Annotated in this window: 16 protein-coding genes; 6 read left to right on the top strand and 10 right to left on the bottom strand. The window is 56.9% G+C overall.

Annotation, left to right across the window (positions count from 1 at the left end; translation table 11 throughout):
* Positions 1–133: 133 nt before the first annotated feature.
* From trpS to mutS, 4 genes are all read right to left on the bottom strand, one after another.
* Positions 134–1,132 (bottom strand): tryptophan--tRNA ligase, encoded by a 999-nt coding sequence (gene trpS, locus ACN0XZ_RS03360; protein ID WP_417456297.1) that lies wholly within the window; start codon positions 1,130–1,132, stop codon positions 134–136.
* Between the two features lie 94 nt (positions 1,133–1,226).
* The gene (gene murJ / locus ACN0XZ_RS03355) at positions 1,227–2,789 is read right to left on the bottom strand and encodes a murein biosynthesis integral membrane protein MurJ (RefSeq protein ID WP_417456296.1); all 1,563 of its coding nucleotides are present in this window, start codon (positions 2,787–2,789) and stop codon (positions 1,227–1,229) included.
* Entirely contained in the window at positions 2,786–5,548 is a 2,763-nt protein-coding gene (locus tag ACN0XZ_RS03350) for a [protein-PII] uridylyltransferase (RefSeq protein ID WP_417456295.1), read from the bottom strand. Before ACN0XZ_RS03350 ends, murJ begins: the two co-directional genes overlap by 4 nt.
* Before the next feature lie 52 nt (positions 5,549–5,600).
* A complete protein-coding gene (gene mutS / locus ACN0XZ_RS03345; RefSeq protein ID WP_417456645.1) occupies positions 5,601–8,234 on the bottom strand; it encodes a DNA mismatch repair protein MutS in 2,634 nt (877 codons plus the stop codon).
* Positions 8,235–8,495: 261 nt separating this feature from the next.
* Between mutS and ACN0XZ_RS03340 the strand changes: the two genes are divergently transcribed.
* Complete coding sequence (locus ACN0XZ_RS03340) at positions 8,496–10,793, top strand: NADP-dependent malic enzyme (protein WP_417456294.1); 2,298 nt, start codon at positions 8,496–8,498, stop codon at positions 10,791–10,793.
* 18 nt (positions 10,794–10,811) lie between these two features.
* On the opposite strand, the gene ACN0XZ_RS03335 is transcribed toward ACN0XZ_RS03340, so the two are convergent.
* Complete coding sequence (locus ACN0XZ_RS03335; protein WP_417456293.1) at positions 10,812–12,206, bottom strand: sigma-54-dependent transcriptional regulator; 1,395 nt, start codon at positions 12,204–12,206, stop codon at positions 10,812–10,814.
* A gap of 196 nt (positions 12,207–12,402) precedes the next feature.
* Between ACN0XZ_RS03335 and ACN0XZ_RS03330 the strand changes: the two genes are divergently transcribed.
* The 5 genes from ACN0XZ_RS03330 (at position 12,403) to truA (ending at position 15,427) form a co-directional block, all read left to right on the top strand.
* On the top strand, positions 12,403–12,744 hold the full coding sequence (locus tag ACN0XZ_RS03330; protein WP_417456292.1) for a PilZ domain-containing protein: 342 nt from the start codon (positions 12,403–12,405) through the stop codon (positions 12,742–12,744).
* Between the two features lie 41 nt (positions 12,745–12,785).
* Complete coding sequence (locus ACN0XZ_RS03325) at positions 12,786–13,130, top strand: DUF1491 family protein (RefSeq protein ID WP_417456291.1); 345 nt, start codon at positions 12,786–12,788, stop codon at positions 13,128–13,130.
* A 76-nt stretch (positions 13,131–13,206) separates the two neighbouring features.
* Positions 13,207–13,728 (top strand): peptide deformylase, encoded by a 522-nt coding sequence (gene def, locus ACN0XZ_RS03320; protein ID WP_417456290.1) that lies wholly within the window; start codon positions 13,207–13,209, stop codon positions 13,726–13,728.
* Positions 13,729–13,752: 24 nt separating this feature from the next.
* On the top strand, positions 13,753–14,679 hold the full coding sequence (fmt, locus tag ACN0XZ_RS03315) for a methionyl-tRNA formyltransferase (protein ID WP_417456289.1): 927 nt from the start codon (positions 13,753–13,755) through the stop codon (positions 14,677–14,679).
* A gap of 1 nt (position 14,680) precedes the next feature.
* Complete coding sequence (gene truA, locus ACN0XZ_RS03310; protein ID WP_417456288.1) at positions 14,681–15,427, top strand: tRNA pseudouridine(38-40) synthase TruA; 747 nt, start codon at positions 14,681–14,683, stop codon at positions 15,425–15,427.
* Here the strand turns inward: truA and ptsN are convergent.
* From ptsN to ACN0XZ_RS03285, 5 genes are all read right to left on the bottom strand, one after another.
* On the bottom strand, positions 15,424–15,885 hold the full coding sequence (ptsN, locus tag ACN0XZ_RS03305) for a PTS IIA-like nitrogen regulatory protein PtsN (RefSeq protein WP_417456287.1): 462 nt from the start codon (positions 15,883–15,885) through the stop codon (positions 15,424–15,426). The genes truA and ptsN overlap by 4 nt on opposite strands.
* An 82-nt stretch (positions 15,886–15,967) precedes the next feature.
* The gene (hpf, locus tag ACN0XZ_RS03300; protein ID WP_417456286.1) at positions 15,968–16,549 is read right to left on the bottom strand and encodes a ribosome hibernation-promoting factor, HPF/YfiA family; all 582 of its coding nucleotides are present in this window, start codon (positions 16,547–16,549) and stop codon (positions 15,968–15,970) included.
* 267 nt (positions 16,550–16,816) lie between these two features.
* Positions 16,817–18,397 carry an RNA polymerase factor sigma-54 gene (rpoN, locus tag ACN0XZ_RS03295; RefSeq protein ID WP_417456285.1) on the bottom strand — a complete coding sequence of 527 codons (1,581 nt, stop codon included), beginning with the start codon at positions 18,395–18,397 and terminating at the stop codon, positions 16,817–16,819.
* A gap of 12 nt (positions 18,398–18,409) precedes the next feature.
* Complete coding sequence (gene lptB, locus ACN0XZ_RS03290; protein ID WP_417456284.1) at positions 18,410–19,183, bottom strand: LPS export ABC transporter ATP-binding protein; 774 nt, start codon at positions 19,181–19,183, stop codon at positions 18,410–18,412.
* Positions 19,184–19,433: 250 nt separating this feature from the next.
* Complete coding sequence (locus ACN0XZ_RS03285; RefSeq protein ID WP_417456283.1) at positions 19,434–19,967, bottom strand: LptA/OstA family protein; 534 nt, start codon at positions 19,965–19,967, stop codon at positions 19,434–19,436.
* Between the last annotated feature and the right edge of the window lie 5 nt (positions 19,968–19,972).

Here is a 19,972-nt window from a genome sequence, read left to right as displayed (position 1 = left end):
TAGCAGCAGTCTAACAAGCCTTGCGTGCGCGGCAAGGTGTAAGATGCTGTCTCTTTATAAGACAAACCATAATACGCCCCGCCTGAACGCAGACTGAACAAAAGCGGACTCACGTTTATGTGTTGCGCTTTGCTTAGAAGAGGAACCCAACCGCGCGTTTCACTTCGTCAAGGATAGGGTTCGCGATGGCCGCAGCGCGTTCACCGCCTTCAGCCAACACGCTATCAATATAAGCCGGGTCTTTCTGCAGCCGCGCCATTTCCTCGGTGATGGGGGAAAGCTTGGCAACAGCAACATCTGTCAGCGCTTTCTTGAAGTCCCCAAAACCCTTGCCTTCATAGGCTGCGCACACCTCGTCGCGTGTCATGTCGGTCAGGGCGGCATAAATACCCACAAGGTTTTGCGCTTCCGCCCGGCCTTCAAGAAGGTCGGCTTTTACCGGCAAAAGCTCCGCATCGGTTTTGGCCTTGCGAATCTTCTGGGCGATTGTATCAGCGTCGTCGTTCAAGTTGATGCGGCTATATTCAGACGGATCAGACTTTGACATCTTTTTTGTGCCGTCCCGCAGGCTCATCACACGGGTGCCTTCACCCTGAATGATAGGTTCCACAAGCGGGAAAAGCTCAAGACCATAGTCGTTATTGAACTTCTGCGCGATATCACGCGTCAGCTCAAGATGCTGTTTCTGGTCTTCACCCACCGGCACGTGGGTTGCTTTATAGAGCAGGATGTCAGCTGCCATCAGGTTTGGGTAAACATAAAGCCCCGCTGATGCTTTTTCACGGTTCTTGCCAGCCTTGTCCTTGAACTGGGTCATGCGGTTTAGCCAGCCGATGCGCGCTACACAGTTGAATATCCACGCAAGCTCGGCGTGGCCTGAGACGCGGGACTGATTGAAAAGGATCGACTTTGAAGGGTCCACGCCTGCCGCGATATATGCGGCTGCTGCTTCACGCACCTGTGCTTTCAAATCCGCAGGGTCTTGCCAGACGGTGATGGCGTGCATGTCCACCACGCAGTAAATACACTCAAAATCGTCCTGCAGTTTTACCCAGTTGCGGAAAGCGCCAAGATAGTTGCCAAGATGCATGTTGCCGCTCGGTTGGGCGCCGGAAAAAACACGATTGCTCACCAAAAGTCTCCATCATAAAGGGACGGCACCTTTGGACCGGGCCGCCTATGTGTGCAGCGTTATGGCAAGCGCCAAGGGGTCGGTCAAGCAGGGATCAGCGCTTGCCGCGCAGAATTGTGCCAATCTCGTCCGTATCAATGGCGCGGGTCAGCACAGCGACGATGAGGTAGCTAATGCCCCCCGCCGCGATCATCAGCACAAGGTGAAGGATACGGGCGCTACCATCAGCGTCGAACTTCACACCATAAAAGTGGGTGTAAGCGAGGAGGGTGGCTGCCATTACGCCGCATGCCAGAAGGCATTTAAGGGCACTTACCCACGTGCGACGTGCGAGAGTGAACCCATACCGTCCCCTCAGGCCAACATAGAGCATGATGACATTGACCCAGGCGGCAATGGCGGTCGCGAGCGCAAGGCCCACATGGGCAAAATCCCATATCAGCACAAGGTTAAGTCCGGTGTTGATCACAAGCGATATGGTGGCAAAACGTACCGGTGTTTTGGTGTCTTTCCGCGCGAAATACCCTGGAGTCAGCGCTTTTGCGATAACATAGGCGGGCAAGCCCAGCGCATAAACCACAAGTGCGGCTGCCGTTGCTGCGGTATCGGTTTCGGTGAAAGCATTGCGCTCAAAAAGCGTTGCGATAATGGGCGACGCGATAAGGGCGAGCGCGACCGCAGACGGCAGCGTGAGAAAAAGCGAAATCTCAATCGCCCGGTTTTGTTGGCGTGTAGCGCCGCTTTCATCCCCGCCTGCAAGGAGGCGCGAGATACCTGGCAGCAAAACGGTACCCACAGCCACACCAATCACCCCAAGCGGAAGCTGGTTGAGCCGGTCAGCGTAGAAAAGCCAGGATACGGAGCCTTCAGGCAGGAAGCGCGCCGCCAGAAGCACGTCTATGAGCAGGTTGATCTGCACGATCCCAGCCCCTAAGGCCGCAGGGCCAATGACCCGAAATAGTTCCCGTACCTCAGGGCTTAATTTGGGACGCGGGAGTGATACGTTCAGCCCCGCACGGCGGGCCGCCACAAACACCCACATAAGCTGTGCGAGGCCGGACAGGGACACGGCGCCCGCGAGATAGCGCGCTTTTTCAACTTCCGTTTCACCAAATCCGACCAGGGCCGTGATCATACAGAGGTTGAGGATCACCGGGGCAAACGCTGCGGCCGAAAACCGGTCCACAGCGTTCAGCATGCCGGTGAAAAACGTCATCAGCGAAATGAGCACTAGATAAGGGAAGGTGTAGCGGCCAAGCTCAACGGTGAGGTTGAGTTTTTCCGCGTCGCCCTCAAATCCGCCGGAAAGCCCGAGCATCACGGGCACCATAGCGGCTTCCATAATGGCCAGAAAGATAAGGAGGATTGGCAGCAGCCACGAAAGCACCTGCCCGGCAAAAGCATCTGCGGCGGCTTTGCTCTCCGGTGTCAGCTCTTTCCCGAGAAGTCTGGAGTAGAGCGGCACAAACCCGACGGAGAAAGCGCCTTCTGCAAAAAGTCGCCTGAAAAAGTTGGGCAACTTGAAGGCGATGAAAAAGGCATCAGATGCCATGCCCGCGCCTAAATAGCGCGCCATCAGCGTGTCGCGAATGAAGCCAAACACCCGGCTGAGGAGCGTAAAGCCGCCGACGGTGGAAATCCGCTTCCCAAGGCTCAAATCACCGTCTCCGTGTGTTTATTTTTCTGCGTGAAGATTGGCTCACCCTTGGCGGCTTTGAGAAGCTTCTCCTCAATGTTGCGGAGCCGGATTTTATTGCTGATCTTTTGCCCCACAAGGTCGCGCACATAAAAAACGTCGATCGCGCGCTCGCCATATGTCGCTACATGCGCGGAATAGAGGGAGAGTTTCAGCCGGTAGAGCGCATAGGCCAGATCATAAAGCAGGCCGGGTCGGTCTTTTGCGTTCACTTCAATCACGGTGGACCAGTTTGAGGCTCGGTTGTCGATCAGTACCACGGGCTCGACCTCAAAGGCCGCGTCTTTCTTGCCGAAGATGCGGCGTTCTTTCAGCTGTTCTTTCGGGCGTACATTGCCGCGCAGGGTTTCAAGGATGGTATCCTCAAGCTTATCCAGCTGGCGACGGCTATCGAAAGCGTGGCCTTCCATGTCCTGTACCGCGAAGTTGTCCATCGCCATGCCGTCTTTGGAGGTGTGGATTTTCGCCCCCATGATGGTAGCGCCCGCTACACCCAGCGCGCCAACGATACGGGCGAAAAGGCCGGGGTGGTCAGCGGTGTAGACCGACACTTTGGTCATGTCCTGAAAAGGTTCAACCCGCGCGGTTACGCCAAATGCCCCACCGCGATCATCCGTTTCCTTAATAAGCTGTGCGTTCTGCTCAAGTGTGTTCGGTCCTTCTGCGATCCAGTAGGCATCGGGCATCTTGTCGGTATGGGCGTCGAAGTCCTTGTCAGACCAGTCTTTTAGCGTTTCACGAAGCTCTGCTTGTTTGGCTTTCACCCGTTCACCACGGCCCACGTTCACATGCCCGGCCACCAACACCTCTTCCGCCGCATAATAAAGCTCACGCAAGAGCTGGCCTTTCCAGCCGTTCCAAACACCGGGGCCGACAGCACGGATATCAACCACCGTCAGCACCAGCAGCAGGCGAAGACGCTCAGGGCTTTTCACCAGTTCGCAGAAGTCCTGAATGGTTTTATGGTCTGAAAGGTCGCGCTTGAAGGCTGTGTTGCTCATCAAAAGGTGCCAGCGCACTAGCCATGCCACAGTCTCAGTTTCTGCCGGTTTGAGCCCAAAACGAGGGCAGAGGTATTCCGAAACCTCCGCACCAATGACCGAATGGTCACCGCCGCGTCCTTTGGCGATATCATGCAGCAGCACCGCCACATAAAGTACACGGCGTGAAATTACTTTCTGGATCACGTCGGTTGAGAGCGGGTGTTCGTCCGCCAGTTCTCCCGCCTCAATGCGGGCCACAAGCCCAATGGCCCGAATGGTATGCTCATCCACCGTGTAGTGGTGATACATGTCATATTGCATCTGTGCCACCACCCGGCCAAAGTCGGGCACAAATCGGCCAAAAACGCCGGCCTCATTCATGCGGCGCAGGTTAATCTCCCCCTCTTTCTGGCTTGTGAGCACGGAGAGGAAGTCTGCGTTGGCCTGCTCGTTGTGGCGGATCTTGTCGGTGATGCGGTGCAGGTTCAGCTTGATCAGCCTGAGCGCATCCGGGTGAATGTCAAAACCCTTGTCGTCGGCAACGGCAAAGATGCGGATGATCAGCGTTGGGTCATTCTTCAAGTCGTCTGGCGTAACAAATGTAAGCCGTCCGGCTTCAACCGCAAATTCCTGTAGTTTTTTGGTGCGGCGAAAGCGCGCGAGGAAGGTGGATTTCTGCTGCCGGGCTTCAAGCACCGCGCAGAATATACGGGTCAGGTCCCCCACCTGTTTTGCCACCAGGAAATAGTGTTTCATGAAGCGCTCAACACCGCTTGCGCCCGGATGGTCCTTGTATTTCAACTGTTCGGCCAGCATGCGCTGGGTGTCGAACGTCAGGCGTTCTTCTGCCCGCCCGGCCAGAAAGTGCAGGGCAACACGCACAGTCCAGAGGAAAGAGTTGGCTTTCCTGAACTGGCGGTTTTCGGTTGCAGTGAGCATATCCTCGGCCTGCATCTTCTCACGCGACAGCCCGCCGTAGAGATAGAGCGCAATCCACCACATGGTTTGCAGGTCCCTGAGGCCACCCTTGCCGTCCTTGATATTGGGTTCAACCACATAGCGGCTGTCGCCCATCTTCTTGTGGCGGTTGTCGCGCTCAGCAAGTTTCAGCTCAACAAACTCTGGTCCACTTGTGGCCACCACGCGCCGCACAAAGCGTTTCGCCGCAGCCAGGAACAGCTTCTCTTCGCCCCACAGATAGCGCGCCTCGAGAAGCGCGGTGCGGATCGTCAGGTCTTCTTTCGCGAGCCGGGTACATTCTTCAGGCGTGCGGGTGGCATGCCCAACCTTCAGGCCCAAATCCCAAAGGGTGTAGAGCATGTATTCCACAACATTTTCTGCCCATGGGGTGGATTTGTAAGGGATAAGAAACAGGAGGTCGATGTCTGAGAACGGTGCCAGCTCACCACGTCCATATCCGCCGGTTGCCACGAGGCAGAGCTGCTCGGACGCAGTTGGGTTTGAAAGCGGATACACATGGGTGGTGACAAAATCATAGAGCGTGCGCAGGAGCTGATCCATCAGGAAAGAAAGCGATTCTGCGGCTGTGCGGCCGTTTTCAGCTTCGTCATAGAAGCGGCGTTTTACCTCGTTCCAGCCGCGCTGATGCGCGTCTTTGAGGATAACGGTAAGGCCTGCCTGCCAGTCGCTCTGGTTTTTCTCCGCAACCATGCCATCAAGCGCAATGACAAGCTCTTTGCGGTTGATAATTGCGCGGCGGTTACGGATTTTGCTCATGAATTTCTATCCAGGTGCGCAGCATATGCCCTTCTGGGGCAGTTGATGCTGATCAGTGATGATCAAGTTCGTCTTTCAAGGCATAGAGGATCTCAAGGGCTTCGCGCGGCGTCAACTGGTCCGGGTTAATCTCGGCTAGTTTCTCTTCAACCGCACTTGCCTTTGGCTCGTTATGCATGGGTGATACTGGCGTATTTTGGAAAAGCGGCAAGTCATGAATAAGGCCGGTCACCTTGTCGCCCTTGTCGCTGTTTTCAAGATGGTCCAGTACCTGCCGCGCCCGGTTGACCACGCGAGGAGGAAGCCCCGCCAGTTTTGCGACCTGTATACCATATGACCGGTCTGCCGCGCCCTGTGCGACCTCATGCAGGAACACAACGTCACCCTTCCACTCCCTGACCTTCATGGAGCGCAGGCTCACAGCGTCCAGCGTTTCCTTGAGCGCAGTTAGCTCATGATAGTGGGTGGCGAAAAGCGCGCGTGACTGGTTGATGTTGTGCAGGTTCTCAACCGCTGCCCATGCGATGGAAAGCCCGTCATAGGTCGCGGTGCCTCGGCCAATTTCATCAAGGATCACGAGGGACTTTGGCCCAGCCTGGTTGAGGATGGCCGCCGTTTCCACCATTTCCACCATGAAGGTGGACCGTCCGTGCGCCAGGTCGTCTGAGGCGCCAACACGGCTGAACAGCCGGTCAACCACACCGATCTGGGCGCTGTCCGCGGGCACATAACTGCCGATCTGTGCGAGCACGGCGATGAGCGCATTTTGTCTTAAGAAGGTACTTTTACCGGCCATGTTGGGGCCGGTGATGAGCCACAGCCGGTCGTCAGGCCCGAGGTCACAATCATTGGCCACAAAAGACTTGTCGCTCATGGCCTTGAGCGCTTTTTCCACCACCGGGTGGCGCCCGCCTTTGATATCGAACGCGAGGCTATCGTCCACCTCTGGCCGGGTATAGCGCTCATTCTCGGCCAGAGTGGCAAGCGCAGAGGCCACATCAAGGCTTGCAAGCGCTTCTGCGGCGGTTGAGATCGCTTCCGCATGATCGAGCGCTTGCGCTACAAGGCCCGCAAACAATTCCTGCTCAAGCGCGAGGGAACGGTCACCCGCTTCTGAAATTTTACCGGCAAGCTTTGAAAGCTCGCTCGTTGAAAAGCGTATAGAGTTTGCGAGGGTCTGCCGGTGAATGAAGGTTTCATTCATTGGGGCAGACATCAGCTTCTCCGCGTGTTTTGCGGTGACATCCACGTGATAGCCGATGACGTTATTATGTTTGACCTTGAGGGAGCCAATGCCGGTCAGGCGCTGATAATCCCCCTCTAAGCCCGCGATCAGCCGCCGACTTTCGTCCCGCAACATACGAAATTCATCGAGCGCCTCATGATAGCCCTTGGCGATAAAGCCACCGTCGCGGGTCAAAAGCGGGGGTTCCTCAACAAGTGCCCGTGTCAGCTCAGCCACAAGCTCGCCATGTTCACCAAGGTCACTGGCGGCGTCCGCGATCAGGTCCGCCATGTCTTCAAGCGCATCCTTGGGCGCGAGCAGATATGTTTGCACTGCCTTTGCGGCCTCAAGCCCGATACGCAGGGAAGCGAGGTCTCGTGGACCGCCACGCCCGAGCGAGAGCCGGGCCAGCGCACGTTCCATATCCGGGGCTGATTTGAGGGCCGCGCGAATGTCAGAGCGTAGATGCGGGCGCTCGATCATATATTGCACCCCGTCAAGCCGTTCGTTCACCCGCACCGGGTCGGTGAGCGGGGCGGAAAGCCGTTTCGCGAGAAGGCGTGCGCCTGCGCCGGTTACCGTGCAATCAATCACCGAGAGAAGGCTGCCGGACGTTTCGCCGGTTTGCGTGCGGGTAAGCTCAAGGCTGCGCCGTGTGGCGGCGTCGATCATCATGGTGCCATCAGCAGACAAGCGGCGCGGCGGGTAAAGGCGCGGCATCTTGCCTTTCTGGGTGTCCTCAAGATAGTCCACAAGTGCGCCAGCGGCAGCGAGATCAGCGCGGCTCAGGCTCGCGAAACCGTCCAGCGTCGCCACATCAAAGAGTTCCTTCAGGCGGCGGGCACCAAAATTGCTGTCAAAACGGTGCGCCTCAACGGGGCTGATGATAGACCGCCAGTCAAACAGGGCAGCCGCCAGCTTATCATCATCACTTGTGTCTGCGGGCGTGATCAACTCACCGGGGTTAAGGCGTGCGAGGTCTGCGTCCAGACGGCCAACCTTGGTGGGCAGGATGAAAAACTCGCCCGTTGATATCTCAACAACCGCGAGGGAAAAGTCGTTTTGCGCACGCCCAAGCGCCACCAGATAGTTTGCTGACCTGGCATCCAGCAGGTTTTCTTCCGTAATGGTGCCGGGGGTGACAAGACGGATAACCTCGCGCCGCACAACCGATTTGGAGCCGCGTTTTTTTGCTTCTGCCGGGTCTTCTGTCTGCTCACAAACGGCGACCTTGAAACCCTTGCGAATAAGGCGGGAGAGATACATCTCGCTTGCGTGCACAGGCACACCGGCCATGGGGATGTCTTCACCGTCATGTTTGCCGCGCTTGGTCAGGGTGATGTCAAGGGCTGCGGATGCCTGCTCGGCATCTTCAAAAAACAGCTCATAAAAATCGCCCATGCGGTAAAAGAGCATGCAATCAGGGTAGTTTGCCTTGATTTCCAGAAACTGGGCCATCATCGGCGTTACGCCGGGTGCGGAAGCGGCGCGAGACCATTTGTTTTCGGGCGTTTTTGAGGCGTTTTCCTGCCCCCGCGTGTCATTATCCGCGTTTTGCCCCAACTGCGCGCTACCTTCCATTTTTTTAACTTACCCCCGGTTTACTACCCGATTTCAATTGTCAGCCGCTTTGTGCCATAGTATGCCGCATACATATCCCGCTTTTAGAGCATTCTTTTGGCTATCGCCACCCAAAGAACACCAAAGAACAGAGGAATCCCCATGGCCAGCAAATCTTCCAAATTTACGGATGCGGAAGCTCTCCGGTTTCACGCCACTGGACGCCCCGGAAAAATCGAAATTACCGCGACAAAACCGATGGCGACCCAGCGCGACCTCTCGCTGGCCTACAGCCCCGGTGTGGCCGTGCCGGTTAAGGAAATCGCGAAAGACCCCGATACAGCCTACGACTATACCACCAAGGGCAACCTTGTAGCGGTTATCTCGAACGGGACAGCGATCCTTGGCCTTGGGAATTTGGGGGCCGCTGCATCAAAGCCTGTGATGGAAGGCAAGGCGGTTCTGTTCAAACGCTTTGCGGATGTTGATTCCATCGACCTTGAGGTCGATAGCGAAGACATCGACGAGTTTGTAAACTGCGTGAAACTTCTCGGCCCATCTTTTGGCGGCATCAACCTTGAGGATATCGCGGCGCCTGAGTGTTTCATTATCGAACAGCGCCTTCGCGAGTTGATGGATATCCCGGTGTTTCATGATGACCAGCACGGCACCGCCATCATCACCGCTGCGGGTTTTATCAACGCGCTTGATCTTACCGGGCGTGAACTGAAGGATACCAAGGTTGTCGCCATTGGCGCGGGGGCTGCGTGCATCGCCTGTATTGAGCTGATCAAGGCCATGGGCCTGCCCCATGAGAATGTGACCATGGTGGACCGCTCGGGCGTGATTTACGCGGGTCGCACGGAAGGCATGAACCAGTGGAAGTCAGCCCACGCGATCAAAACGGACGCCCGCACGCTTGAAGAAGCCATGGTGGGCGCCGATGTGGTGATCGGCCTTGCGGCAGCGGGCGCCATCACAAAAGAGATGGTCAAGTCCATGGGCGAAAAGCCGATCATTTTCGCCATGGCTAACCCGGACCCTGAGATCACGCCTGAGGATGCCAAGGAAGCCCGTCCGGATGCGATTGTGGCGACCGGCCGGTCAGATTATCCGAACCAGGTCAATAACGTGCTTGGCTTCCCTTACATCTTCCGGGGGGCGTTAGACGTCCGCGCCCGTACTATCAATGAAGAAATGAAAATCGCAGCCGCTCAAGCGATTGCGGAGCTGGCCCGGGAAGACGTGCCTGATGAAGTGGCGGCAGCCTATGGTGGCCAACAGCCGCATTATGGGCCTGAGTATATTATCCCGGCACCATTTGACCCGCGTCTTATTCGCCGTATCCCGGTGAAGGTGGCACAGGCCGCGATGGATAGCGGTGTTGCCCGCAAACCGATTGAGGACATGGAAGCATACGAGCAAGAGCTTTCCGCCCGGCTTGACCCAACAGCGGACACGCTTTCAACCATGTTTGAAGACCTCAAGCGCCGCACACCGCAGCGAGTGGTGTTTGCGGAAGCAGAGGAAGAAAAGGTTCTGCGCGCCGCCATTGGCTTCAAAAACGCAGGCTACGGTATCCCGATCCTTGTGGGCTATGAAGCGCCGATCCGCGAGAAACTGCGCGAAATGGGTGTGGATGACACGGCCTTTGAGATATGGAACGCCGCGAACACCAAACGCACCACCGATTATGTTGACTATATCTACGAGCGCCTGAACCGCCGCGGTTTCCTGCTGCGGGACGTTCAGCGGCTCGTGAAACGCGACCGGAACGTTTTCTCCGCCTGTATGATCGCAACCGGCGATGCCGATGCCATGGTCACGGGTGTGACCCGGCATTATTGGCGGGCGCTTAAAAACGTGCGCCGGGTGATTGACCCGCTGCCCGGCATGCGGCCTTTTGGTATGTCGATCGTGGTGACCAAGCAGCGCACGGTGTTTATTGCCGACACCACGGTGAACGAGCGCCCAGGCGCAGAAGACCTGGCGGATATTGCGCAAAATGCGGCCTATTTTGTGAAGCGGCTTGGGCACGATCCGCGTATTGCGTTCCTATCCTTCTCAAACTTCGGCAACCCGCCATCGGATAAAACCAAACACATTCAGGAAGCGGTTTCGATCCTCAACAGCCGCAATGTGGACTTTGAGTTTGACGGCGAAATGCAGGCCGACGTGGCGCTTAACCGCACATTGATGGAACAGTATCCGTTCATGAACCTGTCAGGCCCCGCCAACGTGCTGGTGATGCCAGCCCTTCACAGCGCCAACATCGGATACAAGCTGCTGGCTGAGCTTGGTGGTGGCCGTGTGGTTGGCCCCATGCTTCTGGGTATGAGCCACTCGATCCAGATCTCCCGCATGACGGCAACGGCGTCTGACCTTGTGAATATGGCGGGACTGGCGGCAAGTGCTGCGCATGCGCTCGCACAGGCCCGCAAGGAACTGGACGCGGAATAGGTCGCCAGGCCGGGAGGTTCAGGCCTCCCACTCCTTAATCTTGCGGTAAAGCGTGGAGGGGTTCACCTCCAGTTTTTTGGCGGCGGCTCGAACCCTGCCGCCGGAAAGCTCAATCGCGCGTTCAATCAATCGGCGTTCGCTGATCGCAAGCGGCTCGATCTCGTCAGCCATCGGTAGCGGTGAGGGCGCCGCTGTCTCCATCGGAAGTGTGGCGTGTGTTGTCGCGGGAGACTTCCGCCGCGACGGCCCCATCAGGCGCTCAAGCATAGGCCCCGTGAGCGCAGGGCCTTCGTTCAAAACCACAGCGCTATGGATCACATTGCCAAGCTCACGCACGTTGCCGGGCCAGCTGTGAGCTTTGAGGCGCGCCTCTGCGTCTGGTTCAATACGGTCAAAGGCCTTGTCTTCTTCTTCCGCATATTGCGCGAGCAGGTGCCGGGCGATCAGCAGCACGTCATCGCCGCGCTCAGCCAGAGGTGGCAGATGGATAGGCACCACATGAAGCCGGTAATAAAGATCTTCCCTGAACCGACCAGCTTCAACCTCTTCCCACGGTGTGCGGTTGGTGGCGCATACAAAGCGCACATTCACATCGCGCGGGGTGTTGCTGCCAACGGGTACCACCTGGCCGGTCTGGATAAACCTGAGAAGTTTCGCCTGCAGATCGAGCGGCATTTCACAAATCTCGTCAAGGAACAGCGTGCCGCCGTCTGCGGTTACGGCGGCGCCGTCCCTGTCGGTCGTTGCGCCGGTGAAGGCGCCCTTTTTGTGGCCGAAAATCTCGCTTTCGATCAGGTTTGCGGGGATAGCGGCACAGTTGAGGGCGACAAAACGTTTGTCCTTGCGCGGGCTTTGGTTGTGGACCGATTCTGCGCACAGCTCTTTACCCGTGCCTGATGGACCCATAATGAAAACGGATGCTTTTGAGGCCGCGCAGTCTTCAATCATGCGGTAAACAGCCAGCATAGGCGCGCTGTTGCCAATGAAACGGTCAAACTTTTTGGCGCGCCCGCCCGCAAACTGTTCCACAAGGCCCGCAAGGCGGTGAATTTCAAGCGCGTTTTTAACCGTTGTGACCAGCCGTTCGGCAGCAAAAGGCTTGAGGAGAAAGTCTGTTGCCCCCTCCCGCATGGCTTCAACCGCCACTTTCACGGAACCATGTGCGGTGATGACGATCACGCGGGCATCGTTTTTCTCGGCTTTAACACGTTTGAGGATATCAAGGCCGTCCATATCCGGCAGCATCAGGTCAAGGAGGATAACCGTTGGTTTCGCTGCTTCAATATGCGCGAGCGCGTCGCTGCCCGTTTCCGCGATCTCCATCGGCAGCCCAAGGGAGCGCAAATATTCACGGTATGTGAGCGCGAGCGTCGGGCTGTCCTCAACGATAAGAATACTGGCTTCTTCTGCCACGCGGTGTTTCCCTCAAAAAATCCCTTTATCTTTGGTAGCGAAAGTTACGCTCGCGTACAAGCGGCGGTGTGGGCCGGTTAGGTGAGGTTTGATGAAAATTCTAACTTGTTGGTGACGTTTGGTTTACCGAACTGCGCTAGACTTTCTCAAAGTCTCAGGCAAAAATGCCTTTTCAACGCTGAAAAGGGCGCAAGCTATGGCGCAGGAAAAATCAGAACCAGGGCAGGGTCGTGACAACCGCACGCATCGGCGGCGGTCTGTCTTGTGGCCTGCAAAGCTTGTTGTGGGCAAACACCGGGTCGCGTGCCAGATATGGAACCTGTCGCTTGGTGGTGCACGGGTGCGTGTTGACCTCCCGCTCAAGGAAGGCACAAAAATTACCCTCGCGGTGGCAGAGCGGGGCGATATCCCCGCGTGTGTGGCCTGGACCAAGGGCGAGTCGCTCGGCGTCACCTTCGAGGTGAGCGAAGATCATATCCGCACCATGTTTCGGGACCGGCTGCATATTCTGGGGCTGGATGACGAGCCTGAGGTATAATACGGCTTGACCAGTTTCGCCTCCGCACGCCATATCCCTTTATGACCGATACCCGATTAAATGCCCGCCTGTGGGTGGATGCACATGTGCGTACCTGCCACCTTAACCATATGCCCGCCTTTGTGGTGGCAAAGGGGGACGAAGCGCGCGGCGGCATCCTCCTTAAAGTTAACCGTTTTGGCGCTGGTGTGCTCACGTTTGAGCAGTCCCTCAACTTCGACGGTGAAAAGATCTGGCGACGCCTGGGCCCGGAAAGTGGTGAAGCGGAGGCAGAAGCCGATGCCCGGATCGCGAAGAAGAGGGCGTTTGATAGCGACCTCTGGGTTGTTGAGATCGAAGATATGGCCGCCGCATATGCGCCAGATGCGCCGATTTCAGACTTCTGATGCCGCTTTCAGCTTGACGGACGCGGGCGCCAACCATAGGTAATGCGGGACAGATGCCGACGATTTGGAACCAAGAATGACCAAGCTTGATATTATCAATGTACCTGACCCGCTTCTCAAAACCGTGTCCGACCCTGTCGGGCAGGTTGATGATGATCTGCGCCGGTTGATGGATAATATGCTTGAGACCATGTATGCCGCACCCGGCATTGGCCTGGCTGCCATTCAGGTGGCTGTGCCAAAGCGGGTGATCGTGCTGGATACAGAGGGTGACGAAGAAGAAGGCCGCAAGCCACTGTTCCTTGTGAACCCAGAGGTCACTTGGGAATCCGAGGAATTTAGTGTTTATAACGAGGGCTGCCTGTCGGTGCCGGAGCATTATGCCGAGGTTGAACGTCCTGCCAGCGTGAAGGTTCGGTACTTCGACTATCACGGCAAAGAGCAGGAAGAATTGATGGAAGGCCTGAAGGCCACGTGTGTGCAGCATGAGATTGACCACCTGAACGGCGTGGTTTTTATTGATTATCTCTCCAAGCTGAAACGCAATATGATCATCAAGAAGGTCCGTAAAGCGACCAAAGACACCGCTATTCTTTAAACCCGTAGCGTTTCGGAGGGCATGATGCGCGTTGCTTTTATGGGCACACCAGACTTTGCCCTTCCTACCCTGAAGGCGCTGATCGCCGAAGGGCATGAGATTGTTGGGGTTTATAGCCAGCCGCCAGCGCCTGCGGGCCGTGGCAAAAAACTCAAACCCTCGCCTGTGCATGCCTATGCGGAAGCTGAAGGTTTGAGGGTTTTCACACCAAAATCCATGCGCGATGCAGCCGCTCAGGCTGAATTCGCCACACTGGACGCAGATGTGGCGGTGGTTGTGGCATTTGGCCAGATTTTGCCGCAAGTGGTTCTGGATACACCAAAATTTGGCTGTGTGAATGTACACGCTAGTTTGCTGCCGCGGTGGCGGGGGGCGGCGCCTATTCACCGCGCGATTATGGCGGGTGATGAGAAGACTGGTGTGTGTATCATGCAGATGGAAGCTGGGCTTGATACCGGCCCTGTGCTTGTGTCTGCGGAGACAGACATCGGCCCGCATGACACGACGCTGGACCTTCACGACAGGCTGGCAGCGATGGGCGCAAGCCTCATAGGTGAGGCGGTTATGGGGCTAAAGCGGGGCACAGTTGTGGCGCAGCCTCAAGCGGCCGAAGGCGTTACATATGCTCATAAAATCGAGAAATCAGAGGCCCGGATCGTGTGGCATAAAAGTGCGGCGGAGATTGACCGCCATGTGCGCGGGCTGTGCCCCTTCCCTGGTGCCTGGACGGAGATGGGCGGCGAGCGCTTTAAAATCCTCTCGGGTACCGTGGTTGAAGGCAGGTCGGGTGAGCCCGGTGTCTGTCTTGATGACGCCATGCTGATTGCCTGTGGTGAGGGGGCTTACCGGATCGACCGGGCGCAGCGGGCGGGCAAAGGCCCGATGGCGCGAGAAGATATTCTGCGCGGTTTCAGCTTGCCTGCGGGCACTAAAGTTGGCCAAGACGACTAAGATGCAGCGCTTCAAACTAACCATTGAATATGACGGCAGGCCGTTTGTGGGGTGGCAGCGCCAGAAAACCGGCCCATCGGTTCAGGCGTCGCTTGAAGATGCGTTTAAAACCTTCGCACCTGACGAGGCGATCCGGGTGACCGGCTCCGGCCGCACGGATGCGGGCGTGCATGCGCTCGGCCAGGTGGCGCACGTGGACCTTGAGCGGGTAATGAGCACGGACGAGCTTCAGGGGGCGCTGAACTTCCACCTCAAGCCCAACTCGGTATCAGTTCTGAAAGTAGAGGCGGCGCATCCTGACTTCAATGCCCGGTTTGATGCTATAAAGCGCCACTATACCTACCGCATTGCCAACCGCCGCGCGCCGCTCACGTTTGATCGTGGCCTCAGGTGGCATGTGAAAACCCCGCTTGATGCAGACGCGATGCATGAGGCTGCACAGGTTTTAGTTGGTCAGCACGACTTCACGACTTTCCGCCATGTTCAGTGTCAGGCGAAAAGCCCGATCAAAACGATGGAATATCTCAACGTGGAACGGGACGGCGATGAAGTGCGCCTGCACGCGGGTGCACGGTCATTCCTGCATCACCAGATCAGGTCCATCATGGGCACGCTCAAGCTGGTGGGTGAGGGCAAATGGACCAAAGCTGACGTCAAGGCAGCCCTTGAGGCACGCGACCGCCAGGCGCTTGGGCTTAACGCTCCGCCTGACGGGCTATATTTTGTGCGGGTCGAGTTTCCGGATTAAGCTGCGTTTGATGTGGGCTGCGCGAGCATAGCGTACAGCGCACTGGCATCCGAGGTTACCCGCAGTTTTGCGAGCGTCTTTTCGTCCCTAAGGAGGCGTGAGATACGCGCCAGTGCCTTCAGGTGGTCAGCGCCCGCATCCGTTGGGGCAAGCAGCATGAACACGATATCCACGGGCACATCATCCACGCTGTCAAAATCGATAGGGCTGGCGAGCCGGGCAAAGAGCCCTGTAATGCGCTCAAGGCCATCAATGCGTGCGTGGGGAATAGCAACACCCTTGCCAACACCGGTGCTGCCAAGGCGTTCACGTTCCAGGAGCTTATCGAATACCATCCGGCTATCAAGGCTCAGCGTGTCCGCCAGCTTGCGGGACAGGGCCTGAATAGTCTGTTTTTTACTCGATGCTCTAAAATCGGCGAGCACATGCTCAGCCGACAACAAATCTTCGATCTCCATGATCTCTCTTTCGTCCGGACCCAACCATGGTTGGGTCCGGTGGACCTCTCTGGCTTATTTACACATAACTACCGCGGGCTTCTCAGGCGGCCGCACCCGGGCTTATCCACCCGATATTGCCGTCCTGGCGGCGGTAAACCACCTCCAGCGTCTCACTTTTCCGGTTACGGAAGACAAAGGCGTTAGCATCCGCCAGATCCATCAGCATTACGGCATCACCTACAGATACGAGCGGAATTTCCTTTTTGCTCTCTGCAATGATGATCGGCTGATCATCTGCCCCATTCAGGGCTTCGTTGTCTTCTTCCGGTTCCGGCGCGATAACTGTATCGCGGGCCAACTCAAGGGCCACGTCGCGCTGCGGAGCGTGGTGGTGGTTCTTAAGGCGTCGTTTGTATCGACGCAACTGTTTTTCTACTTTCTCTGTCGCGGTCTCAAATGCGACATACGGATCATCGGCCTCTCCTCTGGCCTGAAGACTGATCCCTTGATTGGCGTGAAGCGATATGTCTACTCGGTAGATGTGCCCTTCTTTCACGAAAGTGGTTGATGCATCAATGGTGCGGCTGAAATATTTTTCTGCGACTGCTTCGAGGCGTTCTTCAACATGGCTGGTGAGTGCTGCGCCTACATTCATTTTCCGTCCGGTAACATTGATATCCATAGGTGCCAATCATCCTTTCTACAGCTGCCGGGGAGGCAGCTTTATTGACAATACGGGCTTGCGGTAGCCCGCTTTGCGACACGGTGTTCCGGTGTCTGTCCCCGTTTGACACCGGGGTCGCTGACGACCATTGCGGCCGATAAAATCAGCCTACCACAAAAGATGGTTTAAGTGTGGTTAATGGGAAATGATTTATGTCAAATTTTTGAAACTAAACGGTATTTGCTCGGCGTATTTAGAGCCGAATTTCCGAAAGCCTTGAGCGACTCACGAACCCATGTTCTTGAGACGCCTGCGTTGCACCGATGACGGGATGCGCAAAGCCTCGCGGTACTTGGCAACGGTGCGCCGCGCAATGTCGATGCCCTCGGCCTGCATCATGGCAACGAGTTTATCGTCAGAGAGGATTTTTTTCGGGCTTTCCGCGTCGATAAGCTCTTTAAGCCGGAATTTGACCGACTCGGACGAATGCGCGTCCCCTCCATCGCCCGATGAGATGGACGAGGTGAAAAAATACTTCAGCTCAAACATGCCGCGCGGGCAGGACATGAACTTGTTGTTGGTCACGCGGGAGACGGTGCTTTCATGCATATTGATCTCATCCGCGATGTCTTTGAGCGTGAGCGGTTTTAGAAACCGCACGCCATGCTCGAAAAAATGGCTCTGGGTTTTCACGAGCGCGGTTGAAACCTTGAGGATCGTGCGCGCGCGTTGGTCCAGCGCCTTCACAAGCCAGTTGGCGGAAGACACACAGTCGGATACGAAGGTTTTGGCTTCCTTGCTGCCCCCAACCTCCGAAAGTTCTGCCAGATACTGCTGGTTGACGAGCACTTTGGGCAACGTGTCGGTATTCAGTTCCACAATCCAGCTGCCGGAGCGGTTTTTCTGCACAAAAATATCAGGCACAACGGGCTGCACAGAGGTGCCGCCATAGGCGAGGCCGGGCTTCGGGTTCAGTGCGCGGATTTCCTTCACCATATCGGCGATATCATCCTGATCCACCCCGCAGATGCGTTTGAGCGCCACCATGTCGCGTTTGGCCAGAAGCTCCAGATTATCAATCAGGGCTTCCATGGCGGGGTCAAAACGGTCCAGCTCCCGCAGCTGAATGGCTAGACATTCGCCGAGGCTGCGCGCAAACACGCCCGAGGGTTCAAGCGTTTGCATCACGTCAAGCACCCGGTCCACATCTTCGCTTTCACAGCCCAAGCGTTCGGAAATTTCGCCCAGATCATCCGCGTTCAGGTAACCCGCTTCGTCAACAAGGTCGATCATATGGGTGGCGATCAGGCGGTCTGCCGGGTTCTGGACCGCAACAGCCATTTGGCGCAACAGGAAGTCATGAAGGCTTTCTTCGCCTTCAAGGGTCTGGTCCAGCCCGCGGTCATCAAAGCCGCCGCCGCTTCCCTTGACCGCACCGCTGCCGTCATAGGAAAGGCTGCCTGAGCTGCCTTCGGTGCTCACACGGTCTGGCGCCGCGTCACTATTATAGATGTTGGTTTCATAGTCTGCATCAAGGGCAGAATCGGCGCTTGAAGACGTGTCGGTCGCACTTTCAAGGCCACGGTCGGCGGCCACGATACCGTCGGAGCCATCGCCGCCACCATCACCGCCTTCGCGCAGATATTCGTCAGTTGCCGTGCCGCCGTGCTCACCGCCATCATCGCCGGAGACGCCGCCGTCGCTGGGTTCACCCACCTCAAGCAGCGGGTTGCGCTCAACCTCTTGCGCGACATAGTCGGCAAGTTCCAGGTTGCTGAGCTGTAATAGCTTGATCGCCTGCTGCAGCTGGGGTGTCATCACCAGCTGTTGGCTCTGTCTAAGATCAAGCCTCGGCGTTAGGGCCACCGTTGGTCCTCCTTAAAGGCTAAAGCTTTCGCCCAGGTATACCCGCCTAACATCCGGGTCCTTGAGCACGGCCTCTGCGTTGCCTTCAAACAGCACATGGCCGTCGTAAATAATATAAGCGCGGTCAATGATATCGAGCGTCTCACGCACGTTGTGGTCTGTGATCAAAACCCCGATGCCGCGATCTTTCAGATGCGCCGTGAGGTCACGAATGTCTGCAATTGCGATGGGGTCGATGCCCGCAAAAGGCTCATCAAGCAATACAAAGCTCGGGCGTGCCGCCAATGCGCGTGCGATCTCGCAGCGCCGCCGCTCCCCGCCTGAAAGCGCGAGGGCCGGGGTGTTGCGCAGATGCGAGATTGAGAATTCTTCAAGAAGCTCATTGAGCATCGCGTCCCTGAGGGCGCGGTCTTTCTCCACCACCTCCAGGATGGCACGGATGTTTTCTTCCACCGTCATGCCACGAAAGATTGAGGTTTCCTGCGGCAGATAGCCGATGCCAAGCCGGGCGCGGCGATACATCGGCAGGTGGGTTACATCAATACCGTCCAGCTCAACGCGGCCCCGGTCGGGCGCGATCAGGCCGGTGATAGAGTAAAAACATGTGGTTTTACCGGCGCCGTTTGGCCCCAGAAGGCCGACAACCTCGCCCCGATGCACGGTAAGGGACACATCCCTTAAAACCGGTCGTCCGCTATAAGCCTTGCCGATACCGCACACATGCAAGCCTTCGCCCGCGCTGGCGGCCGGATCTTTTGCCTGTTGACTGCTTTCGCTGCCATCCATACTCGCTAACCATCCCTTTTGCGGGTCCTTCCCGATCCGGCGACCAGACGCGCCGGGGGACCTGCTTTCCCGTTTGGCTCATTTTATGCATGAACCATTCTAAATAAACCATGAACATGGGCAGCACGCCAGTGAAAAGCAATGGTTTCAGCTGGTATTATCTAACCCATCGGTGGCGCCGATCGCGCGCATCGCCGCGCTGAGGTTGCACTTCAGCGCCCGGGTCAGATTGTCTGCGCCCGGCTAAATTTTATTGATTGTTGTCCGGTTTTTTGGCTGACGGCACGCTAAACTGGCCCCGCACGCGGCCGTCTTCGCTCGCGTTACCATCCAGTTTTGCAAGGCCGGAAACCAGATCAAACTCAAGCCGGTTGCCCTTGAGGGTGCTGTCGCCCTGGGTAAACACAACATCACCACCGAGCGTGATCAGGCGCCGGTCGACGTCATACACGCCCCATTCGCCGCTCAGCGTTTCGCTGGCGGAGGTGAGCTTGACGGACCCCTCTGCATCGAGCCGCGAGATGGACGGGTTTTCGACCCCGTTTTCGGCCTGATAAAACACGGTCAGCGTGTCGGCGCTTAAGGTCATTTTGCCCTGTTTCACCGTTACGGCGCCCTTGAAGATGGCGCGGCCCTCTTTTTGTTTCATCTCAAGCCGTTCGGCAGAAATATCGATCGCCTGATAAGTGTCATGGCTTTTGAGGACCGATTGCGCCAGCAAGGGCGACGACATCAGGCACAGGGTGGCTGTGGCCAGGCTGATGGTGTGGAAAAGCTTTTTCATATCGG

Origin of the sequence: Kordiimonas sp. (assembly GCF_048264555.1) — a bacterium.
GTDB lineage: Bacteria > Pseudomonadota > Alphaproteobacteria > Sphingomonadales > Kordiimonadaceae > Kordiimonas.
This window is presented reverse-complemented; position numbering and strand designations above follow the sequence as displayed.

Coding starts and splice junctions, on each gene's coding strand:
- hpf (WP_417456286.1), bottom strand. CDS start 16,549: ATGGATATCAATGTTACCGGACGGAAAATGAATGTAGGCGCAGCACTC.
- mutS (WP_417456645.1), bottom strand. CDS start 8,234: ATGATGGCCCAGTTTCTGGAAATCAAGGCAAACTACCCTGATTGCATG.
- def (WP_417456290.1), top strand. CDS start 13,207: ATGACCAAGCTTGATATTATCAATGTACCTGACCCGCTTCTCAAAACC.
- lptB (WP_417456284.1), bottom strand. CDS start 19,183: ATGGATGGCAGCGAAAGCAGTCAACAGGCAAAAGATCCGGCCGCCAGC.
- fmt (WP_417456289.1), top strand. CDS start 13,753: ATGCGCGTTGCTTTTATGGGCACACCAGACTTTGCCCTTCCTACCCTG.
- ACN0XZ_RS03285 (WP_417456283.1), bottom strand. CDS start 19,967: ATGAAAAAGCTTTTCCACACCATCAGCCTGGCCACAGCCACCCTGTGC.
- ACN0XZ_RS03350 (WP_417456295.1), bottom strand. CDS start 5,548: ATGAGCAAAATCCGTAACCGCCGCGCAATTATCAACCGCAAAGAGCTT.
- truA (WP_417456288.1), top strand. CDS start 14,681: ATGCAGCGCTTCAAACTAACCATTGAATATGACGGCAGGCCGTTTGTG.
- ACN0XZ_RS03340 (WP_417456294.1), top strand. CDS start 8,496: ATGGCCAGCAAATCTTCCAAATTTACGGATGCGGAAGCTCTCCGGTTT.
- ACN0XZ_RS03325 (WP_417456291.1), top strand. CDS start 12,786: ATGACCGATACCCGATTAAATGCCCGCCTGTGGGTGGATGCACATGTG.
- ACN0XZ_RS03330 (WP_417456292.1), top strand. CDS start 12,403: ATGGCGCAGGAAAAATCAGAACCAGGGCAGGGTCGTGACAACCGCACG.
- ptsN (WP_417456287.1), bottom strand. CDS start 15,885: ATGGAGATCGAAGATTTGTTGTCGGCTGAGCATGTGCTCGCCGATTTT.